Below are 20,913 nucleotides of genomic sequence, written 5' to 3'. Positions count from 1 at the left end.
GTACAAAAAAGAGGCCCAATTCGTAAATGAATTGAACCTCCGAAATTCCCTCCATCAACACCGGTTGACAAAGAGCCCAAAAAAGTCGGCCCCCAACAGGACCGACTCGATTTGGCTTCTATATTTGCTGGTGAATCCGCTGAATTTAGCCTTCAGCCGAGGCCTTTAACTGCAAGTCATTTTGTTTTGCCAATTGTTGCTCCGCTTCCTTACGCGCAGCAACCGCATCATAAAATTCTGTAAAAGTCTGGTTTAAAATATACCGACCATGGTAGAATAGACGTGCTGCCCACTTACCGGAGCGTTTGTCGAAACTGACACCAATAACGCCTGAAATGTTACGGGAACTAATCTTTGTAAGTGCAGCAACGTTAGAGCCATTCACTAATGGTAAGTTCATGGCGTTACCAATCTGCTTACGCGTCCGTGGATCTTTGGTCAATCGTGCCTTACTGATGTCACGACGGTAGCATCCACAACTCACCGTGATCCCGTGGCGTAGCCGATAACTATCCACTGTAACTAAATTTCCACAGCTACATTTGCATAACCACGTGGCATTACCATTCTTTGCGGTGCCGTCTCGACGAATAACCGTCAGTCTGCCGAATTGTTGTCCACTTAAGTCTAGGAGTCTCATGGGTAATTCCTCCATTCAAAATTTCATAAGGTCTGTTGTGACGCCATTCTCCCCGCGAATGACCCAAGCTCCCCTGACATAAATATCCTTACTTAATTATTCTACACGCCAAACTAAAAATTAGCTTAAAGTAAGAAACATTTCTAGTCTCAACCGCTTATCCAACGATTCTTTACTCTACTATACTAGATTTTATAAAGGGAAGGCAATTATCATGACCATAATTTTAACCATCTTAATCTATTTCGTTGCAATTGAACATCTCGGTATCATGGGACTTGAAATCTTTGGCAAATCAGCTAAGCAGGCCGAATTGTTTGGCATGCCCCTGAGCTTTGTCAAACAACCACAGGCCAAAGCCGCTCTCGCCAATATGGGTATTTACAATGGTATGCTCGGCCTCACACTTGGACTGACACCACTCTTTCTCACCGGTCATAACCTGCTAATTATGACGGCATTGCTTCTATTATTTGTGATTATTGTCGCAATTTTCGGAAGTTTGACCGTAAAAAAACAAATTTTTTGGCTCCAAGGAATGCCGGCGTTAGTGACGTTTCTCGTTTTACTAACTCAACTAGTTTAACCGAATCTTTAATTTTGTGGTTTACAGACCCGGCTCGCCACGTTATAATGAATTTACATATTCAGGTGAGAGCCTGCCACGGGTCTTCAATCGTTGGAGGAGTTAATTGACATTTAGCCATTATTAACACCGTTGAAGCCGTACACATACTTCTATTCTGCTGGTTGCGTCCTTACGTAACTAGCTTTTTTATTGCCAAAATTTATACAAAAAGGCGCTCCCCGGCAATCGAGGAGCGCCTTCACTGTTTATCTAGAGACTACTTGCTACTAGCCAGAGGCTGATCATGTGATAGATAACATCAACCATCACACCCAAAAACGCCACGCCACCAAGGTAATAGACATAATACACTGCTGGATGCTTCATCCTTGTCGCCCCCTTTGTAACGCTTATAAGCTTACCATGGGACGGTTCAAAGTCAGTTAAACGGCTTTCCGTAACGCCAGTGGCTTAACCAACCGGTGCAACTTCACGTCGTCGTGCAGCGGCCATAATGGCCTCCTGTTCAGCAATGGTCGCGGTGAACTGCCGCATCAGATCCCGCTCGACCACTTGAGCACCATGCTGTTTAGCCCGCCAAGTGATCATTTGAAACTTCTTTTTTTCTTCTGACAGCTTTTCTGTTAACATATGGCTCCCCCCAAATACGAATCGCCAGTGTTCTACTGCTTGTCTCCTACATTATAAGCATATTCCACCAAGCGGTCTACCCCTATAAGCCATTTATTACAAAATATTTACATAAACCCTTTAACCCCAGCACAGGTGAAATCAGTGAGATTTGTCCGGATTAATTGTGCCCGTTTATTACTAAACTAATCGGATAAATTGCAATTGGTATACCTTATAAGCGCAACCGCTTGTCATAATGCTAAACCTTAGTTTGACACAACTGTTTAATGAATAAACGGTCATTGGTTCACTCTATCAGTAAGCCCTTACATTCGCCCATTAAATTCATTGTTTTTTTCGGCTAACCAGCGTAACCTTAAGCTAGACAATAAGAAAGAAGTTGACGCTGATGGCAATTGATCGAGAAAAATTCCCGCCCCTCTACCGCACCGTCGCCAACAATGACGATGGTCTTGAGAGCCACTCTTACGTTCCCGGTGGACTAGATGTTCTGACAAGTCACCCTTTGGAAGACGCGCCCGGAGCCAATCCCGAACAATTTATCGGTCTGGCACTCAGCACCTGTCTCAACGCCACCCTTGAAGCCATCGAGAAGAAACGGGCACTCACCCACACGTCGCAGGTCCATACCATCGTGGAAATGGCCCGGGACCGGCGCGGCTTTCAATTCTATCTCACAGCCGAGGTCAAGATTCCCGGTGTTGACTTAGAAACGGCTACTGCGATGGTTGACCTCGCTGAACGTCGCTGTCCCGTTGCTAAGTTATTAAGTGGTAGCGATAATGTCCAAGTGAAGCTCGTCCAAGAGTTTACGCCAATTACCACCATCGACGCGGGCTAAGTGCCTAGTAAAAAGGCCACACCTCCCGCAATGGGATAGTGTGGCCCTCTTCTTTTAACGCCGGTTCAACCGGTCCTTAACCCGTTCCCACAACGACCGCTGTGCCGGTTCCCCGTACACAAACGACCGTGATTTTCGTGGTGACCGCTTGTCATCGTGACCATCGTCCATGAAGACAATCTTGCGCCAGCGCTTGGCCTCTTCGTCACTCATGCGCTTTTTGCTCATTGACTTCAATCTCCTTTTTCCCCAACGCTAGTCCGCTGGGCTCTCTGTAGCCGTAAGCTATTTCTTCATGCGGGTAATCTGGCTGAACTCCCGAATGAAGTTCAAAATCTCATGTGCCCGGTCATCGCCATAAACGTCAACCCAGCCCTGAAAACGACTATTGATTCGCTGCCGAATGACCCGTTCCGCCTTCGTGCCCGTTGGTGTTGCCAACAGGTAAAGACGTCGGCGATCATTCTCATCAGGCTGTTGCCGCAAATAACCTTGCTTCAACAATACTTTGATTTGGCGCGAGATGGCGCTCCGCGTAACTTGCCGCTTACTAGCAATGTCCATTAGCGTGACGTCCTTATTCTGCGTAATATCACGCAAAATCAAATACTGCTCGAACGAAAGATGAAACTCCTTAGCGGGCTCGGAAACAAACTCATCCAAATACTTGAGTGAACTCATGTAGACGTCGATAAAAGCGTCTAGTAATGATTCTTCTCGTTCAGCCATACTACCCCACCTACATTTCTCAAAATACGATTTTTATCTTAGCATTTACGCTTACTAAATACCAGCCTTTTTCCTGCCCAATCTGCAGTGGTCTGGACCGACCTATGCTAAAATGGAAGTAACTACACAGCTTGTTTTGACTGGGCTTAAGTCGTAATCACGTTGGCAGTCCCATCATCTTATCAAACGTCAAAAATAGGTTTGAACGGTGTAAGCCGAGCTTAAAGCCGTGAAAATTTCAAGTTAACGAGCTGGTTTTCTACTTAGTCAGTGGCTGGCTAGCCCGAGTCTCTATCTACTAGCCACTCGAATCGCATTGTGATCCTATGACAGCATTAGCTCATACTTTTAAGTTTGTCAGTCATTTAATCAGAAAGCGTGGTCATTTGACCGAATTTCTGATAGCTACTAGGTAACCCGTATAGTGAAATTGACCACAGGTAATGGTCACATCCAATCTCAGCATTTAGCTGTCTATCCGTAATAGTACCCGATTACTGGCCTAACTGCCATTCATCTGCAGTCCTAGCCACGGATGTTCACTAAATATTGAAAATTCTTAAGTATTCATTGCCCTTACTAGTATGCCAATGCCAACGGTTGAAAGTTTCAAAATACTCATTATGGCCGTTGTCACAACGATAGTGAACCTAAAATTGGATAACATCGTCAAGTCATCGTCTTAACGGCCGGTAGCTATGGGAGTCGGCCGGGGCAACGCTGTCAGCCTATATCGTTGAACACTCTAGTTTCCGCGGCTTTCAGGTGGACACACCACAGAGTAGAGACGCTCTTCTCATAGCGGATAAAGATGATAGCGCTTAAGCCAGCAATCTAAATTAATTGTATCTATTTCAAGGGGGAAGTATCCATGTCACATGTTAAAAATCTTGCCGCTCTGGGGAGCCTGCTACTTCTGCTAGCGGGGTGCGGCTCGCCTAGTCAACAAGAGCCCGAAACCAGTAGCCATCAGCAGTCTTCGTCCACTGCCAAGAGCTCACGGTCTAGTTCCAGTCAGGCAACGTCGTCTAAATCCAGCACCAACACTTCTTCACAGGCGAAGACCGCGGCCTTTAGTCATCAGCAGTTTACCATTAATCACGTCACGTTCAAGTTAACCGGTGAGAAGGTCACGGCCAGTGCCACGGCCAACCGGAATTTATTCGTTCTCTATTATACCGTGACCAACAATCAAACCAAGGAGATCATCCCCGCCGACATCTGGCAGGCCGCCGTTAGTGCTACACAGAATGGTAAGACGCTGGGGACCGGGAACCTCGCCTTCACGACCAGTCAGACCACGGATAATAACAAATTGAATCGTACCGTCATGCCCGTCAAGGCTGGCAAATCAGTCACCGGACTGGCAACATTTGAGCCTAAGACGATGCAAGCCGTGACGGTCACCTTCAAGGATACCCATCACCAAATCGTTCATGTCAGTCACTACCCACTCAATTAGTGTTTCAGGAAAGGACTCGCCTATGCCGCGTTTAATCGATCGCATTCATCAAGTCGAATTGGGCAATCTCGCGCAATTCATTCAACTCTGTCAGAAGCTTGACCTCCCTTATTTTCTCATGGGTGGTTCACTACTGGGAGCCATTCGTCATCAGGGATTCATCCCTTGGGACGACGATGTCGATGTGGGGTTGCTACGAGCCGATTACGACCGCCTGTTAGCTCAGGCGCCCCAGCTATTGACTGACACCCACTACTTCTTACAGACGCCCACTAGCGACGAAAATTACGGTCTCAGTTATGCCAAGCTACTCGACCGCAACACTTATATTGAAGAAAAAAACAATGTCAACAACGCGCGTAAGGGCATTTTCATCGACATTTTTCCGTTAGACCGGATTCCATTAGACACCAGTCTTCAGCGCGAACAGATGGCTAAATTTCAATTGCTCAACACACGGATCCTCTTCCAGCTACGCTACCACCTGGTTGATAATCCGCTACGTAAATTACAGAGTCCGTTGTCACCGGAACAACTTGCCGAGACCCACAGTTTAAAGGCCGAACGTGACGCCGTCATGACCCAGTACCAAGACGACTCGTCGCTGCTACAGGTCAAAAATCTGGCATCACAGTATAGCTATATGAAGGAAGTCTTCCCCGTTGCGGAGTTAAGTGACCTAACCCCCGCTGCCTTTGAGCATTTAACGGTTCAGGTCCCCGCAACATATGCTATCATTTTGACGCGTATGTATGGCGACTACATGGCCCTTCCGCCAGAAAATCAACGGACCGAAAAACACTTGGAACGGGTGATCATGGATAACCAAGTCTTTACCGACTAAAATTTTAGGGAAAGTAGATGAGTTTATGGCTGATGATTATTTTGGCGCTATCCTAGTAAATGTTTCTAGTATGGAATTATCGATTGTTAATCTGAAAACGGGAACCCAGGTTGAACGCGTAAAATCGACCGTTGCCATTGGGGAAAATATTTACAACCATGAAGAAATCGATTTTGAAACCGTTGCCGATGCCGTGGAGGCCCTCCGAGGGTTTCTGCAAGTTATCAAGGACGACGGCGTGACTAATTACCGGATCTGGGGGTCCCAGGCCCTCTCCACGGCACCCAACGCCGAATTTATTCGCGATCAACTTTTTGTTCGTACCGGGTTGCACATCGAATGGCTCTCCTTAGGGGAGGAGTCCTTCGTCCGCAACGAAGCCATTGCCTTGGATCTCAACAACTATGCCGAGCTCGTTCAGGATCACGCCGCCATTATCGGGTTGAACTCTGGAAGCACGACCCTGTCGTTCTTCGGGGATGGCAACCTCGTCGCTTCACATAACATGAAGCTTGGTCCCATTCGAATCAAGGAAGTCCTCCAAAATTTGCGGGCCACAGCTCCAAATCCAGTTGACGTCTTGGACGACTACATCAATAGTCAGGTTGACGACTTCTACCGGTTTTTGCCACACAACCTACGAACCTCGTCAAACCAAGTCATCTTGATTGGGGCGGCCCCCATAAATAACTATTTTATTCCGAACGACCAAATTAGCCACACCTTATCACGTAAACAATTTACTAAGTTTACAAACGAAGTGGCGGGCGCTTCCAACCAGTATTTGATGGAACGTCTACATTTGACCGAAGAAAACGTCGAACTGGTCCTGCCAGAAGTCTTACTGATTCAAAAGTTATTGACAGTCGTCCACGCCGACAAGCTCCACTTAGTCAATCTAAATGTGTTAGACGGGTTGACTACCAATCAAGCGATTGAAGCTGGCTATCACAAGTATCACTTTGAGGATCAAATTTTGGCCGCGGCTAATGACCTTGCCCATCGCTACCGAGTCGAACCTCATCATATGGACTTGGTCCGTAAATTTTCTCTACATTTATTTGATCAATTACGCACTTTACACCACCTTACGGCACGCGATCGCTTGTTATTACAAGTGGCCGCCATTGTCCATGATATCGGCGGCTTTATCGATACCCATGAGCATTATCTACACTCGGATTACGTGCTAAAGCAGTCCGAAATGTTGGGCTTATCCGCTGATGAAACTCAAATCATTGCAGCCGTTTCTCGCTACCACAGCACGCGAACGCCAGCTGAAGATCTAGCTCACTTTCGTCAATTGGACCCTGAGAAACGTCTGACGATTGCTAAATTATCCGCTATTTTACGGATGGCGGATGCCCTGGATGATGCGCATCAACAGACCATCCAAAAAATATCCGTCTCCGTCCGTACTAATAAGGTCATCATCACCGTCTTCAGCGACGACGAGTTGTCTTTGATTCGCTGGGCCTTTAACTACAAGGCGCAGTTCTTCACTGACGTCTTCGGTCTCCAACCCGTATTGAAACAAAGGAGGTTACACAAATGACGTTGGATTTTACAAAATCTAAATACTATACTAACCGGGAACTCAGCTGGCTCGACTTCAATGACCGTGTCTTAGAAGAAGCTCGGGATAAAGGAATTCCGCTGCTCGAGCGGGTCCGCTTCTTGGGCATTACCCAAAGCAATGTCGACGAATTCTTTATGGTCCGCGTGGCATCACTTTCTAAGTTAGCTGCCGTTAACTATCCAAAGCCAGACGCTTCTGGCATGACCGCTGAAGCACAACTACTAGCCGTGAACGCGAAAGCCCACGACCAAGTCGTCAAACAATACTCAACGCTCAACCGGATGCTTCTGCCCCTACTAGCTAATTTGAATATTCACTTACGCACACCACGAGAGTTAACGCCACAACAGCACAAGTTTATTGAAAAATACTTCAATGATGAAATCTCTCCGGCCCTCACGCCGATGGCCGTTGATAGTTCGCGACCGTTTCCATTCATCGGCAACAACACGTTGAACATTGCGCTACGACTCTACAAGAATGGCGACAAGAAGGACAAGCGTTTTGCCACGGTTCAAGTTCCGGAAATTTTCCCGCGGACGATCAATCTACCGGGTGCCGACAACGATTTCATTTTACTTGAAGACATCATCAAGACCTTCATTGGTAACCTCTTCATTGGCTACCAGGTCAAGGAAGCGGCCAATTACCGGGTCATTCGGGACATGGACTTGGACGTTGCCGAAGAAGATACGTCTGACCTGTTAAAGGAAGTCGAACAGCAGCTGAAGAAGCGGGAACATGGTGGTGCTGTCCGGCTAGAGGTCGAAGCTGGCATCAGCCAGTCCCTGCGTCAACGCTTGACCTCATCCATCAAGGTCTCCGAGTATGCCGTTTACGAAATCGGCGGTCCCATTGATCTGACCTTTCTCAGTAAATTGACCAAGCAAATCACCGGACACGATGATGAAAGCTACTCGAAGTTCACTGCCGCACGGACGCCTGGTCTCCAACCCGATGATGACGTTTTCAAGACCATTCGCCAACACGACGTTCTCGTCCATCACCCCTATGACACCTTCGCAGCCGTGACCGAATTGATTCGGCAAGCCGCCTGTGACGACGGGGTGCTGGCCATCAAGATGACCTTATATCGGGTCTCTTCGAACTCACCCATTATTAAATACCTCGGCAATGCCGCCCAAAACGGCAAGCAGGTTACTGTACTGGTCGAAGTCAAGGCGCGGTTCGACGAAGAGAACAATGTTCACTGGGCTCAACAGTTGGAAAAGATGGGCTGCCACGTCATCTATGGATTGATCGGTTTGAAGACACACTGTAAGCTGACCCTGATTGTTCGGCGGGAACCAGATGGTATTCGGCGTTACATGCACATGGGAACCGGGAACTATAACGATGTGACCGCCCACTTCTACACCGATCTCGGGTTGATGACCACCAACACCGATATGGGGATTGACGCCTCCAACATCTTCAATATGCTTTCGGGCTACTCGGAGCCGCCGTACTTCCACCAGTTGCACATGTCTCCAGATGGCATTCGTGACTTTATTACGGCCAAGATCGACCAAGAGATCGTCAATGCCAAAGCCAACCAACCCGCCTGGATTGAAATGAAGATGAACTCCCTGTCTGACTCCGCGATGATCGCCAAGCTCTACGAGGCTTCACACGCAGGCGTTCACGTAAAATTAATCGTGCGGGGAATCTGCTGCTTAAACGTTGGCATTCCCGAACTCAGTGAAAACATCGAGGTTCACTCCATCGTCGGTCGTTACCTGGAACATAGTCGTATCTATGGCTTTGCTAATGCTGGTGATCCCCAAGTTTACTTGTCCAGTGCCGACCTCATGACACGGAACTTAAACCGGCGGGTCGAACTGCTCTTTCCAATTTTACAATCCGATCTCCGTCAAGAGGTCTTTGACATTTTCGCAACCCTCTGGCATGATAACGTCAAGACCCGGGTGCTACTAGCCGACCGGACTTACACTCGCGTCGACCGGCGTGGTCTGGAACAGCTAGACGCACAGGAAGACTTCATGAACCAGGCGGCAGCACGCATCAAGGCCGCCATTACGCATCACGAGAAGGCCACCAACGCCCCGCGGCAGTTTAAGCCGATGTTGAGCCCTAAGAACCAACCAAAATCCCCCATTGATCGGAGTCCTGAATAATATGGAAAATTTAGTCGTCATTGATCTGGGATCCAACTCGGTCCGAATGACCATTAGTGAGATCGACGATGCTGGCAACTACAAAACTGTAAACCAGGTCAAACGTTACGTCCGGCTGTCGGAAAATATGGGGGCTGAGCAACTCCTTCAACCCGCTGCCATCGAACGAACATTGGCCGCGTTGACTGACTTCAAAACTATCTATGATCGGCTTGAACACAAACAGATCAAGGCCGTCGCCACGGCCGCAGTGCGGCAGGCTAGTAATCAGAAACAGTTTCTCAGGCAAGTTAAAGAACAACTTGACCTCACATTTACCGTCATCTCTGGTGCCAATGAAGCTCGCTACGACTACTTGGGCGTGATCAATACCCTGCCCATTGTTAATGGCTTATTGGTCGACACCGGTGGCGCGTCATCTGAATTGATTTTGGTCCAAAATCGGCAAATGAAACAGGTCGTCTCCATTCCACTGGGTTCCGTGACCCTGTCGCAAGCCTACCTGGAAAGCGACCGCGTTCAAGCTGACTCATTGTTCTCCGCCATGACCTTCGTAAACAACGTGTTCAACGACGTTTGGTGGCTCAGAGAGGCTGCCAATCTCCCCGTCATTGGTCTAGGTGGTGCTAACCGGACGTTAGCCAAAATCAACCGACGCAAGAAGAATTTTCTTAACTTTGAAGACGTTCACGGTTACAAGTTGACGGCGACCGACGTTTACGCCACATTGACCCAACTGTTGGGCCTCGATTTAGCAGGCCGAAAAAAGGTCCCCGGCTTGTCTAAGGATCGTGCCGACATCATCATCGGTGGGCTGATTCCGGTCGCCCTGCTGATGCGCCTACTGGATTCGCAGCAAATCACGTTCTCCAACGCCGGCTTGCGGGACGGTATTCTCTTCGATCGTATCAACGAAATCAAGAGCCAGCCAGAATAAGTTGTGTTGGCACCGTTCCGGCTCCTATCTTGTGACCGGTAAGGCAATGACTGGACTCAGTGTCCCACGTTTCACCATTATAAATTTAGAATGCAAAGAGCCTGAGAGACGAAATCTCAGGCTCTTTTGTTATTCAACTAAAGGTTGAAAGCCAAAATGTTTGCGTTACTCTTGCGAAAGTAAGGATTATCACGGCTAAATTAGTGAAAACAGCCGCACTCCGGCTCTGATTGTACATGTCAATTCCAATCACTGAATCCCAAGTGGTCGCTAAAGTTTAAGCATAATTCAATAGCGCTTCAAACGGCATGATCCATGTTGCCTCAAACCAACTACGTCAGCCGAGAGGTCGGCAGATATGGGCTCAGGCGCGTCGTTCTACTTAGTCGGTAGGTGGGTTCCTTGCTGGCTTAGTAGAAAACCAAGCTTGTAGACTCGGTCTTTTCGAGGCTTCAAGTTGTGTTCGCACCGATCCAGCCCATATCTGCCGGCCGGTAAGGCGATAGTTGGACAACGTTGCCTAATTTTAGACCCAGTATCGTTGTGACAACGGTCATAACGTGTGTTTCGGAACTTTCAACCTTCAGTTATTCAAGCTTATATGACCGAAACGTACATCCAATCGGCAGTCGGTTCCGTTCTTTTTTCTAATCGCCTGGTACCTGCACGATGTAAGGCCCCAGCCGTGGTACACTGACGATTTCAATCGGCGTCTGGAAAGTTTGCGCTAACAGGTCTGCTTGTCGAAGATCGTCCGGTCGGCCTTGCGTCACGAGTTGGCCCTTTCTGATGAGCCAGAGCCAGTCGCTGAAGCGAAACGCCTGATTAATGTCGTGAAGCACTTGAATCACCGTGATCCCCGTGGTTGCAAGTTGACGAAGCTGCTGCATCAGCTTCTGCTGGTAGTGGACATCCAGATAGGTCGTCGGTTCGTCAAGTAGCAAGACCGCTGGTTCCTGTGCGAGTGCCGCAGCCAACCAAACACGTTGCTGCTGGCCACCCGATAGGTTCTGAATGTGCTCATCCACTAGCTGTGTCAGCCCCGTCGTCGCCAGATAAGGAGCGACCTCTTCTGCCGGGACCGTTTGTAACAGGCTATGATAGGGGAGTCGACCGGTCCCCACGATCTCACCAACCGTCATGTCATCATACAACTGGTGGCGTTGCGCCACCATGGCGACCTGTTGGGCTAATTCTTTAGTCGTATACTGGCCCAACGATTTTCCGGCTAACGTAATTTGGCCAGCGGCTACAGGGAGTTGTCGCGCCAATAATCTTAACACTGTCGACTTTCCCGCTCCATTTGGCCCAATGACGGTCGTTACTTGTCCAGCTGGGAACGTCCCCGTGACATCTGTGATTCCCGCAGCTTGGTGCGGGTACTGATAGCTAACGTGTTGACATTCCATGAAGTCCCCGCCCCCGTTGTAAGAGAATAATGACAAATGGTCCCCCGATGACAGCCATCATGGTCGCTGCCGAAATTTCACTGGGGACGATGATCGTCCGCCCCAGCGTATCCGCAGCCAGCATAAGCCAGGCACCGGCCAACATACTAAATGGCATCACCGTTTGATAGTCATGGCCCACTAACCGCCGTGCCACATTTGGGACCACGATACCGACAAATGGAATCGCACCAACGACCGCCGTTACGCTAGTCGCCAGGTACATCCCCAGTAGCAAGAGGCTCCAGCGAATCACTTTGACCGGCACTCCCACATTTTTCAGGGCGGCATCCGTTAACTTTAAATAGTTCGCCCAGGGCGCCAGTAGCAGTGCCACGAATAGGCCTATAACGCCTAAGACCAGGAGCGTTGTGGCATCTAGCCATGTCGATCCGTTGAATGTACTGTGACTGACCTGCGTTGCCCCACTACTCAGAAGCTGTTGTAACCCAACAAAGGTCGCATCCAGCGCGACCCCAACAATGATCAGCCGATAAGGATCGGCCAATGCCCGGCCACTGGTTAAAACAACGAGGGCCACAAAGCCTCCCAGTAGTGCCATGAGCCATGCGCGCCCGGGAAGCCACGGGAGTAACATTGCCCCACCTAGTTTGAAGAAATCGGCTGCCGAGCTAATTCCTAAGATGCTGGGATCGGCAATTGGATTCCGAAAGACGGCCTGAAATAAAGCACCGGCTACGGCCAGACTTCCCCCACAAATTAGACTACTTAAAATTCGGGGCAACCGTAACGAAAAGATTGTGACAAAGGCTTGGCTACCGTGATCGTTAAGTGCTACGCTCAGTTGCTGTGGACCGAGCCACACTGTCCCAGCCATCAGAGCAATCACAACGGTCACCAGTAAGAGGCTGATGACCCCACCGTACCACCAATTGGCGTACTGTTTCATGTGGCTGCCTCCTTCGGATACAGCCAGTGACTGACCTGATTCAGCGCCGTCACGACCCCCATATTGGCGGTCGCATCAAAGGTCGGTTCCTGCAGATCATAAACTCGATGGTGTTTGACCGCCGATGTTCGTGACCACATGGCATTCTGCTTGAATTCCTGATTGAATTGTTTCGTCACCATCGTTGGCATGGCATGCTCCAACCGTAGAATCACCTGTGGATTGGCCTTTTGAATGGCCTCATCGTTGGGATCCATGTATTCCTGTGATTGGCTTGTAAAGACATTCTGACCACCCGCTAAATGGACCAGATCGCCCACGTAAGCGTGGTTAGTTGCAATCATATAACTAGCCCCGGGTAAGCCCATCAGGACCAAGACCCGTGGTTTTTGCCGATTCTGAGCCCGCTTTTTCGCCCGCTGCTTAGCCTGATTGATCAAGTAAACCTGTTTCTTCGCTGCAGCTTGACGGTCATACCGCTTACCCAGTTGCGTTAATGTCCGCTCAAGATGGGCCACACTCGTCAAGTCAAGGAAGTGCGGCGCGACGTGTTGGGCCTTAAACGCCTTACCAAATTGATCATCCAGCGTTGTCACCGCGTACACGGCCGTCGGTCTTAAAGCCGCAATCTTTTCCACACTAGGGTTCATTGGGCTACCGACCTTTGTCAGCTTACGATATCGCTGAGGCAAGGTGTTGCTGGTCGTTGGCACACCGACTAGGGGTAAATTGAGCTTATCGGCAATCTGAACGATGGCATAGGTCGTCGCGACGATTCGCGACTGATTGCGCCGCTGTTGCTGTCGTTGCCAGGCGATACCGCCGCCAATCAGAGCAATCACAATCAGCACCATTAGCGAAATAAGCCCCACTTTTCTTGGATTTTTCACGTTGTCGCCCCCTAGTGTCGACCGAAGTACCACCAACTACCCCCACCGACGAGAACCACGATCGCAATGGCCCCACCGATCAGACCACCCCAATGTGTCTTTTGCATAGGGACTTGGTCGGCAGCACGCGTTACTTGCACTGACTTGCTCGACGACGATGATGTCGGTTGTGGCTGACTACTACGCTTGTTGCTGGAACTGTTATTTTTAGCGTTTGCACGCGCTTTAGTCGTAGATGGCTTAGCCGCCGCTTGTCGTGATTCATTAGCCTGCTTCTTGGCCTCTGGCGTCTGCCTAACGATGTGTGTGCGCGACGCCTGCTTGACTACACTGGACTGGTGACGGGCAGCCGCCTTGACCGTCTTCGTGGCTGTTAATGCCGGCAATCCGGCCGTTTTAAATTTAAACGAGATGTTGTGCGTCGCCTTGTAGACCTTGGGTACATAGATATACAATTTCGCGTTGATGTCGCGCTTCAGATCAGTCGTGACGAATGAATAGTATAAATGAGAATTGCCCGCACTGTCCTTGGTCTTGCGAACATTTTCCGGCGCACTGCCATTGACCGCCAGCACCTTAACTGGCCAGCTCGTTAACTTCTTCGCAGTCTTAATATCCATGGTGACCACGTACGCGTGATTTTTCACAACCACTTGAGCGGGCCGGACAAAGTATCCACTCGCCATTGACGTCTGGGCCGTGCCATACTTTAATGCCGAATACGAGATGGCTTGGGCATGTCCCGTGACGGGTAGCAGCCCACTGAACACGAATAGGGCCACACCTAAACACCACTTGATCAGTTTAGACATGCCGCTTGCCTCCCCAAATCAACAGAATTCCTGTCAGTAAACCGACCACACCGTAGACCGTCGCTGAAGAGTCGCGCTCACCAGTCGCCGGTAGTTGCTTCTTAGGCGTTGTACTGTCCGTGTGTGCTGTGGGTGTCGCTGCTGTATCAGCCGTCTGTTGTGTCGCTCTTTTCTTAGGCAACGCTGCAACGGCCGCAGCCTGCTGCTGGGTCTTCGCACCACTGGCCGCAAATTGGAACCGAATCGGGAACGTCTCGCTTATGTGCATGACAGGCACCGTGACGTGGATTTTTCCAGGGATCAGGCTCCGAGTGAGATCACTGGTTCGGTCAATGTGGAACCCGTAAACCATCGTGTAGTTCTTGCCAATTTGGCTATAGGTCACCTGACTATCTGTCATTGTTTGCCCATCAATCGACTTTGGCACCACGGCTTCCGATCCCAATTTCAATGACTTAGCATAGCTAACCATGAGCGTAACTCGATAGCCACCATCAGTTGGGGTGACGCGCGCTATACCCGTGTAGTATTGGTTAGCGTCCGACAGAGTCATCCGATCACTCTTCAAAACTTGGTATTTCCAATATTTCGTCTGCGCTGTGGTTCCCGTAGTAGTCTTAGCTGAACTCGTCGCCGTGCTGGTGCTTTCTTCGGTGGTCACAGCTGGACTCGTCGTCGTTGACGAACTACTAGTTGCTGATGACGAACTACTAGTCGTAATTGCTGCTTGTGCTAGTGTCGACGCCTGGATCAAGAGGTCGGTCGTTGCCGTACTGTCAGTTACCTTCTTAGCAGCTGACCACCCTAACGTCAAGCGTGCCTTTTCATTCATAGCACCCATGGGTGTGGTCAACTGAAAGAACGTGGCGAGTGGCGTAGTCTGCTTGGTCAAATTGAATTGGTAGATGGCCTGTGAATCGACCTTTTTTACCAGCGTGACCATCTGTCCACTAACCTTCATCGACTTCATGTATTGTTCTCCGTTGGACGTGAGCAACACCGTATAGTGATTACCGCTGACCCGTACGACCGCTTGATCACCAAAAAACTGATTTGCCGATGACGTTGTCTTGGACGCTTCCTTAATAATTTTAACTGGGACCTGATAGATACCGTTGCCGCTGACCGCGGCCTGTGCAGTAACGCTCTGACCCCAATTAACTGCCAGAATACCAGCAATCATGAGTCCTAGTAGTTGTAAAACCCATTTAACCCGTTTCATCATTGCTCCCCCGTTCATTATCGTTATGCCTGCCTATTGTCCGTAAACTATGACTGATAACAACAGACCACTTGATGCTTTATGTACGTAGCTATCGCGAACGCCAGCTACGAACTTATACTTTATTTATGGTAAAATTGATCACCCATCTAAAGTATATCAGTATTGACCTGCAAGAGCATTGGCCATTATCCACATAAATTGTCGTTTGCGGCTATAATTTTTTAAAAACCTACGTTTAGAAAAAAATCACTACCCGTTCCGGCAGTGATTTTAGTATTTACTTGACAGTCACCGTCTCGGTAACGGTCTTGTACCCGGCTTTAGTTGCCGTAACTTTTAATTTCCAACTCTTCTTGACGGCCTTCTTGAGTTTAACCGTGTAAGCCTGCTTCTTAGTCGTAACTTTACCTAAAGTGGTCTTGCCGCGCTTAACCGTAACCTTGGCCCCCTTGTTTGTGGTCCCACTGACCTTCTTCGCCTGATTCTTAACAGCCTTCGTCGTCAACTTTACCTTAGTTTTAGTCTTGGTCGTTGACGTCTTGGACGTAGCCTTTAAGGTATTGGTCTTGAAGGCTAACGTTGCGGACTCTTGCATGATAACGTCTTTCCCATTCATCGGTACCGTTAACTTAAAGTCCAGGGCTTGATCCTTCTGGAGGTCAACGTCACTAAATGTGTACGTGTTACCAGTCGCTGCTTTAGTGACCTTAGCTTCCTTCTTGCCCAAGGTGAGACCATCTATGTAGTTTGCCGCTGCAGCGGTCGCCGTTAACGTCACCGTTGCTTTTTGGTCCTTCACGGTAACTTTAGCTTCGGAATTGAAGTAACCAGCCGCTTCGGACGCCGTCGTTGTTCCGGTCTTGAAGATGTTGAAACTAACACTGTACGTCCCATTGGCTAACTTTGCCGGGTTCAAAGCAGCCGCCTGAACACGCTGCGTTGGTATTGCGACTTGACTCAGCGGAATCCCAGCTCCCACACCAGACAACATTAATAAAGTACTCATCACAGTCAGTGATTTTTTCACGATAAACCCCTCCAAAGTGATAGATAGTAAACTTATTTGTGAATCCGGTTTCATATTAGCACGATTAATCAATGAGCACCACAATTTAGCGCTCAAATTATTAAAAATGGAAAACGGATATTTAACCGTTTTCCAAGTAAGTAATCAAACTAAATTTTTAAGCCAGCAGTCACCTATCGGCCGATTTATAGGAATCACATGATAAGTGAAAACACGTCTCCAATTTGCCAAATCTATATTTATACATCACAATTCTGAGAAAATAAACAACCTCTGAGCAGTATCTACCCAATATGATTTTCGTGAAGAATCGCATTAACTTCCTTCTGCTGTTCTTCGGGTTTCGCCCACTCTTGGAATTCTGTGAAATCTTCGGCAGGCATCTCATAGTTTTCATTCACGTAGTCCTCATAGGCTTGAACGTGCGGCGTATGGGCAATGTTTAGCTGGAGAATCCGAACTTGCTTGATCAATTTCCGTTCAACAGCTAACTCTGCTCGGCCATTTTGAACCATGTTACTGATTTCCATATACTTGCTACCGTCTAATCGTGTAATTTCTTCGATCAATGTAAACGTTTCGTGACTTTTCATTTCAACTTACCTCCGCACAATATTTAACCTTCTCGTGGATTTTGCAACTAATCGCTGCTCGCTTGTTAGCTCCCCAATCCACAGCCCAATAGTTTTAGTATACCGTGATTTTGGGCAAAACAAAACCACTACCAGGGAATGGCAGTGGTCGGCATAAGAGAGAAAGAGAATTGATTAGAAGGTAATTATTAATACCTTACAAGTAATAATATACCCATTTTTGTAAGCGCTGTCAATAGGTTTCTGAAAATAGTTACTATTTTTGATTGTTATTTAGGGTTATCAGTTTGGGTGCTCACCACTTATCCCCTACCCCTACCTAGACTTCACTGCTGCCAGACAGGGGAATAGTGGGAACCAAAAAAGATTTCCATTTTTCGCGACTGCTTGAAAGGCTACGTTCAATTCCATTAGAACCGCTAGATTGCTCCTAATTTTACAAAAAAAGAGGCCAGGAAATCACCCTTCCCGGCCCCGCCATTTAGTCTTCACCAAATGAGAGATAAAACCTCTATTCAATTCATTGGGAAATCAAATAAAGGGGTAAATAAATGGTAACTTAAAGATACCACGCCACATGATAAAAATCTATCTGTTTTATCATTATTTTCTAATTTACTTCACGTTTGCCGTTGCATTGTTATCATGTAAAACCGTTTCTGGATGAATCAAGTTACTTGGGTGCTGCACAACATCACTTAATGAGCGGCCCGAAACGTTGACCAAGCATGACAGGACAAAGAGCACCCCAACAGCCAGCGTTAAGAAACGGTTCCCCCAGCTCATTTTTTCACTGATGACTGAACCGTAGAATTCCTTTTTGACTTCCGCCGCCACGTTGCCATCGTTGGGTTCTGCCGCTTGGCGCTCTGCTATGACCTGCTTTTGGTAGGCATCAATATCAAAAGACTTTTGATTCGTCTTCATTTGTCGTTGAAAGTGTTTCTTTTCCTTCTTAGTCTGAATCTTAAACCACTTCGTGAATTCACGATAGTGTTTAACTACGTCACTGGTCAAACCGATCTCTTTCAAAGTTCCATAGTGAATCCAGGCAACCCGGTCACATAGAATTTCAACTTGCTTCAAAGAATGACTAACAAAGACGATGGTCTTGCCTTCATCCTTAAATTCAGAAATCTTGTCTACACACTTTTGATAGAAGGTATCGTCCCCAACGGACAAGGCTTCATCGATGATCAAAATGTCTGGATTAACGTGCACGGCAATGGAGAAACCTAGCCGTGACTTCATCCCTGATGAATAGCTCTTAACGGGTTGGTACAGGAAGTCACCAATATCTGCAAAAGAAACGATATCATCCATCAAACCATCAATTTCTGAATTAGTTAGCCCCTGCATCAAGGCCTTTAACCGAATATTTTCTAGACCGGTCAAATTTCCCCGCAGGCCAGCACCAATGGCGATAATTGAAGTATCCCCCTTAACATCAACCACACCTGTCGTTTGCGGAATGATGCCAGAAATGATGTTGGACAGCGTCGACTTGCCAGAACCGTTGACCCCAATTAAACCCAGTGTCTCACCGGGCTTAACTTCCAGCGAGATTCCCATCAGTGACCAGAAGTGTGGCACCTTAGAATTACGCAACGAAAAGAAGGCCCGGAGTTTTTCAGCTTGGCTCTTATACAGATCATATTCCTTCGTGACGTTTTGAACCTTAATTTTGTAAGAATTATCCATGAATTAAACTTCCTAACTCAATTATTAACGTTACCTATACGGCCCGTTAGCGAACCGGGCTTAGTCTGTTGTATTATACCAAAAAAATCGGGTTAGTGGGAATTTTCTAGTCGAGCTTAGTTTTTTCTTTAGACCGCAGTATGAAAAGATAGGCAGCAAAATTAAGGAAGTACTTTCCGTAAACTTTTCACAACACAGCAAGCCGCCTATAAGTACGGTTGCACGACCCGCAGACAGTAATCCCAAACACGTTGTTCATCAGCCGCAGAATAATACCGGGTAGCTGGCTGTTGTTGCTTAGACTTTCCCCAGAAGGCACCACTGATGCCTTGAACGGCCGGACTTGTCGCTAGGTAAACGTTCGTAGCTGCTCCCCGTTCCGGCGCTGCCATAGCGTGGAAAGGACCATGTTTGGACAGCGCCAAAGCTATCTTATAAATGCTATTAACGAGCCATCCCTTATTGCTAGCTTGGCCAAAATTAGTTGCGACTGCCCCCGGATGGGAAGCATTGACCGTTACATGAGTGATTCCCCGTTGCTGTAGTAGCACCGCTTGATGCTGCGTATTCCAAATCACAAAGAGCTTAGATAGCGAATACCGTCGTTGTCCCGAATAATTGCCACTCAAATTCAGGTCGTCCAAATCCGGTCGCCCACTAGCTCGGTGGGATGCAGAAGACATATTGATAATTCGTCCGTCCTGGCTTTTAAGGAGACTGGGCAGTAATAGTCGAGTTAAAAGAAATGGTGCCAAAACGTTCAGTGCCATGGTCTTTTCAATCCCATCAGCTGTTTCAACTCGTTGATTATCAAATACGGCACCAGCATTGTTAATCAAGGTATCCAGGTGATCGTAGCGTTGGTTAAACTGAGTCGCCATCTGCTGAATCGCTGCCAACGAAAAGAGATCCGCAATCAGATAATCCACGTCAGGATTCCCAGTTGCTGTAATAACCTCGTGAACCACCTGCTGGGCCTTGGCCTGATTACGCCCGTGAATAACAACATGTTGTCCGGCTCGGGCCAACGCTAATGCTGTCATCTTGCCAATGCCATCCGTGGCTCCAGTAATTAAACTAATCTTTTTCAAAATAAAAGGCTCCTTTAGCTAACTGATTAGTCAGTTATTTATGATGAAAAATAAAAGGATTCATCTCTGAACCGCTCTTATAATTCCTAGATATAGGGTTGTCAATTCCTTGTCACTGACTTGCGGTTGCCGCAATAGTAACTGTCCAGGCGTCGCCAACAACAGCTCCAGAGCGGGCTGAGACAGCGCCGCATAGTCCGATGACTGACTGACTTCCTGAAATAGCTGTCCCAGGGCCGTGGTCAACTCCGTCCCATGCTGACGCGCCCGTTCATCCAGAACCTCTGGATTGGTCCATAGTGTCTGAATAAACTGGGCCCGTCGTGGATAACGTCGGTACTGTGCCACAGAAAAAGCCATAATTGTCTTAAGTTGTTGCCCAGTCTGCCCGGCATCTCCGGCCAACCGTTCCAACAGCCCTACATGCAACTCATCCTTAACCAACTCATAGATACGACTGAGCATATCCGTCTTGTCCTGGTAATAAATGTACAACGTCGCCGGACTAACACCAGCCGTCTTAGCCACCTTGGCCGTAGTCAGATTAGTCAGCCCATCCCGCTCTACTAGGGTGATGACCGCCTCAGTAATTTTTATTTTCTTTTGTTCATCAATTTTTCGCATGGATTAATAATAACTGATTAGTCACTTATAGTCAATCATTTGCCATGAGATGGCTTTGATATCCTTAGAGTAAAACTATTTTTGTCGACTTGTTTAGCGTTCGAATCATCGTCCAAAATTAGTCGCAAATTGCAAGAACAAATTAGTCACTAGGACTGAATACTGATACCAAGGGATTCTCAGGGGATTGAAGCTGGTTG

The 20,913-nt window shown here is 47.9% G+C and carries 21 protein-coding genes; 7 read left to right on the top strand and 14 right to left on the bottom strand.

All coding sequences use genetic code 11. From position 1 onward, the window contains the following. Positions 1-145: 145 nt before the first annotated feature. The gene (locus EKM89_RS12170; RefSeq protein WP_125688894.1) at positions 146-640 is read right to left on the bottom strand and encodes an alcohol dehydrogenase; all 495 of its coding nucleotides are present in this window, start codon (positions 638-640) and stop codon (positions 146-148) included. Positions 641-854: 214 nt separating this feature from the next. Here EKM89_RS12170 and EKM89_RS12165 point away from each other — a divergent pair, with 214 nt between their 5' ends. Continuing rightward, positions 855-1,226: a DUF1304 domain-containing protein gene (locus EKM89_RS12165; RefSeq protein WP_125688892.1), complete on the top strand. Its 372-nt coding sequence runs from the start codon at positions 855-857 to the stop codon at positions 1,224-1,226. 453 nt (positions 1,227-1,679) lie between these two features. Here EKM89_RS12165 and EKM89_RS12160 read toward each other — a convergent pair whose 3' ends face one another. After that, positions 1,680-1,859 (bottom strand): hypothetical protein, encoded by a 180-nt coding sequence (locus EKM89_RS12160; protein WP_125688890.1) that lies wholly within the window; start codon positions 1,857-1,859, stop codon positions 1,680-1,682. 391 nt (positions 1,860-2,250) lie between these two features. Here EKM89_RS12160 and EKM89_RS12155 point away from each other — a divergent pair, with 391 nt between their 5' ends. Next, the gene (locus EKM89_RS12155; RefSeq protein ID WP_125688888.1) at positions 2,251-2,703 is read left to right on the top strand and encodes an OsmC family protein; all 453 of its coding nucleotides are present in this window, start codon (positions 2,251-2,253) and stop codon (positions 2,701-2,703) included. A 54-nt stretch (positions 2,704-2,757) separates the two neighbouring features. On the opposite strand, the gene EKM89_RS14105 is transcribed toward EKM89_RS12155, so the two are convergent. Together EKM89_RS14105 and EKM89_RS12150 are read right to left on the bottom strand one after the other, a co-directional pair. Further along, complete coding sequence (locus EKM89_RS14105) at positions 2,758-2,931, bottom strand: hypothetical protein (RefSeq protein ID WP_164480530.1); 174 nt, start codon at positions 2,929-2,931, stop codon at positions 2,758-2,760. Positions 2,932-2,988: 57 nt separating this feature from the next. After that, complete coding sequence (locus tag EKM89_RS12150; RefSeq protein WP_125688886.1) at positions 2,989-3,432, bottom strand: MarR family winged helix-turn-helix transcriptional regulator; 444 nt, start codon at positions 3,430-3,432, stop codon at positions 2,989-2,991. 871 nt (positions 3,433-4,303) lie between these two features. On the opposite strand from EKM89_RS12150, the gene EKM89_RS12145 reads away from it, so the two are divergent. From EKM89_RS12145 to ppx, 5 genes are read left to right on the top strand one after another with little or no spacing between them, the layout of a single operon-like run. Continuing rightward, the gene (locus EKM89_RS12145) at positions 4,304-4,894 is read left to right on the top strand and encodes a DUF5067 domain-containing protein (protein WP_125688884.1); all 591 of its coding nucleotides are present in this window, start codon (positions 4,304-4,306) and stop codon (positions 4,892-4,894) included. Positions 4,895-4,916: 22 nt separating this feature from the next. Further along, positions 4,917-5,738, top strand: a complete 822-nt coding sequence (locus EKM89_RS12140) for a LicD family protein (RefSeq protein WP_125688882.1) — start codon at positions 4,917-4,919, stop codon at positions 5,736-5,738. A gap of 25 nt (positions 5,739-5,763) precedes the next feature. Beyond that, positions 5,764-7,293, top strand: coding sequence for a Ppx/GppA phosphatase family protein (locus EKM89_RS12135; RefSeq protein ID WP_125688880.1), 1,530 nt, complete (start codon positions 5,764-5,766; stop codon positions 7,291-7,293). Positions 7,294-7,295: 2 nt separating this feature from the next. Next, the gene (locus EKM89_RS12130) at positions 7,296-9,455 is read left to right on the top strand and encodes an RNA degradosome polyphosphate kinase (RefSeq protein ID WP_263853928.1); all 2,160 of its coding nucleotides are present in this window, start codon (positions 7,296-7,298) and stop codon (positions 9,453-9,455) included. A gap of 1 nt (position 9,456) precedes the next feature. Then, positions 9,457-10,392 (top strand): exopolyphosphatase, encoded by a 936-nt coding sequence (ppx, locus tag EKM89_RS12125; RefSeq protein ID WP_125688876.1) that lies wholly within the window; start codon positions 9,457-9,459, stop codon positions 10,390-10,392. 647 nt (positions 10,393-11,039) lie between these two features. Here ppx and EKM89_RS12120 read toward each other — a convergent pair. The 10 genes from EKM89_RS12120 to EKM89_RS12075 form a co-directional block, all read right to left on the bottom strand. Continuing rightward, positions 11,040-11,801: an ABC transporter ATP-binding protein gene (locus EKM89_RS12120; protein WP_125688874.1), complete on the bottom strand. Its 762-nt coding sequence runs from the start codon at positions 11,799-11,801 to the stop codon at positions 11,040-11,042. Continuing rightward, positions 11,782-12,750, bottom strand: a complete 969-nt coding sequence (locus EKM89_RS12115; protein WP_125688872.1) for an iron ABC transporter permease — start codon at positions 12,748-12,750, stop codon at positions 11,782-11,784. Before EKM89_RS12115 ends, EKM89_RS12120 begins: the two co-directional genes overlap by 20 nt. Then, positions 12,747-13,640 (bottom strand): heme ABC transporter substrate-binding protein IsdE, encoded by an 894-nt coding sequence (gene isdE, locus EKM89_RS12110; protein ID WP_125688870.1) that lies wholly within the window; start codon positions 13,638-13,640, stop codon positions 12,747-12,749. The genes EKM89_RS12115 and isdE overlap by 4 nt, the downstream gene beginning before the upstream one ends. An 11-nt stretch (positions 13,641-13,651) precedes the next feature. Next, the gene (locus tag EKM89_RS12105; protein WP_125688868.1) at positions 13,652-14,452 is read right to left on the bottom strand and encodes an NEAT domain-containing protein; all 801 of its coding nucleotides are present in this window, start codon (positions 14,450-14,452) and stop codon (positions 13,652-13,654) included. Further along, on the bottom strand, positions 14,445-15,677 hold the full coding sequence (locus EKM89_RS12100) for an NEAT domain-containing protein (RefSeq protein ID WP_225421877.1): 1,233 nt from the start codon (positions 15,675-15,677) through the stop codon (positions 14,445-14,447). The genes EKM89_RS12105 and EKM89_RS12100 overlap by 8 nt, the downstream gene beginning before the upstream one ends. Positions 15,678-15,954: 277 nt before the next feature. Then, the gene (locus EKM89_RS12095) at positions 15,955-16,704 is read right to left on the bottom strand and encodes an NEAT domain-containing protein (protein WP_125688864.1); all 750 of its coding nucleotides are present in this window, start codon (positions 16,702-16,704) and stop codon (positions 15,955-15,957) included. 284 nt (positions 16,705-16,988) lie between these two features. Next, complete coding sequence (locus EKM89_RS12090; protein WP_048732305.1) at positions 16,989-17,297, bottom strand: hypothetical protein; 309 nt, start codon at positions 17,295-17,297, stop codon at positions 16,989-16,991. A 615-nt stretch (positions 17,298-17,912) separates the two neighbouring features. Then, a complete protein-coding gene (locus EKM89_RS12085) occupies positions 17,913-18,998 on the bottom strand; it encodes an ABC transporter ATP-binding protein (protein WP_125688862.1) in 1,086 nt (361 codons plus the stop codon). Positions 18,999-19,204: 206 nt separating this feature from the next. After that, positions 19,205-20,089 carry an SDR family NAD(P)-dependent oxidoreductase gene (locus EKM89_RS12080; protein ID WP_225421876.1) on the bottom strand — a complete coding sequence of 295 codons (885 nt, stop codon included), beginning with the start codon at positions 20,087-20,089 and terminating at the stop codon, positions 19,205-19,207. A gap of 60 nt (positions 20,090-20,149) precedes the next feature. Next, a complete protein-coding gene (locus tag EKM89_RS12075; protein ID WP_125688858.1) occupies positions 20,150-20,713 on the bottom strand; it encodes a TetR/AcrR family transcriptional regulator in 564 nt (187 codons plus the stop codon). Between the last annotated feature and the right edge of the window lie 200 nt (positions 20,714-20,913).

Origin of the sequence: Levilactobacillus fujinensis (genome assembly GCF_003946335.1) — a bacterium.
GTDB lineage: Bacteria > Bacillota > Bacilli > Lactobacillales > Lactobacillaceae > Levilactobacillus > Levilactobacillus fujinensis.
Note: the sequence above shows the minus strand (reverse complement) of the source record. Positions and strands in the feature narration are given on the sequence as shown.

Coding starts and splice junctions, on each gene's coding strand:
- EKM89_RS12160 (WP_125688890.1), bottom strand. CDS start 1,859: ATGTTAACAGAAAAGCTGTCAGAAGAAAAAAAGAAGTTTCAAATGATC.
- EKM89_RS12100 (WP_225421877.1), bottom strand. CDS start 15,677: ATGATGAAACGGGTTAAATGGGTTTTACAACTACTAGGACTCATGATT.
- EKM89_RS12085 (WP_125688862.1), bottom strand. CDS start 18,998: ATGGATAATTCTTACAAAATTAAGGTTCAAAACGTCACGAAGGAATAT.
- EKM89_RS12075 (WP_125688858.1), bottom strand. CDS start 20,713: ATGCGAAAAATTGATGAACAAAAGAAAATAAAAATTACTGAGGCGGTC.
- EKM89_RS12120 (WP_125688874.1), bottom strand. CDS start 11,801: ATGGAATGTCAACACGTTAGCTATCAGTACCCGCACCAAGCTGCGGGA.
- ppx (WP_125688876.1), top strand. CDS start 9,457: ATGGAAAATTTAGTCGTCATTGATCTGGGATCCAACTCGGTCCGAATG.
- EKM89_RS12155 (WP_125688888.1), top strand. CDS start 2,251: ATGGCAATTGATCGAGAAAAATTCCCGCCCCTCTACCGCACCGTCGCC.
- EKM89_RS12150 (WP_125688886.1), bottom strand. CDS start 3,432: ATGGCTGAACGAGAAGAATCATTACTAGACGCTTTTATCGACGTCTAC.
- EKM89_RS12170 (WP_125688894.1), bottom strand. CDS start 640: ATGAGACTCCTAGACTTAAGTGGACAACAATTCGGCAGACTGACGGTT.
- EKM89_RS12135 (WP_125688880.1), top strand. CDS start 5,764: ATGGCTGATGATTATTTTGGCGCTATCCTAGTAAATGTTTCTAGTATG.
- EKM89_RS12105 (WP_125688868.1), bottom strand. CDS start 14,452: ATGTCTAAACTGATCAAGTGGTGTTTAGGTGTGGCCCTATTCGTGTTC.
- EKM89_RS12165 (WP_125688892.1), top strand. CDS start 855: ATGACCATAATTTTAACCATCTTAATCTATTTCGTTGCAATTGAACAT.
- EKM89_RS12090 (WP_048732305.1), bottom strand. CDS start 17,297: ATGAAAAGTCACGAAACGTTTACATTGATCGAAGAAATTACACGATTA.
- EKM89_RS12140 (WP_125688882.1), top strand. CDS start 4,917: ATGCCGCGTTTAATCGATCGCATTCATCAAGTCGAATTGGGCAATCTC.
- EKM89_RS12145 (WP_125688884.1), top strand. CDS start 4,304: ATGTCACATGTTAAAAATCTTGCCGCTCTGGGGAGCCTGCTACTTCTG.
- EKM89_RS12115 (WP_125688872.1), bottom strand. CDS start 12,750: ATGAAACAGTACGCCAATTGGTGGTACGGTGGGGTCATCAGCCTCTTA.
- EKM89_RS14105 (WP_164480530.1), bottom strand. CDS start 2,931: ATGAGCAAAAAGCGCATGAGTGACGAAGAGGCCAAGCGCTGGCGCAAG.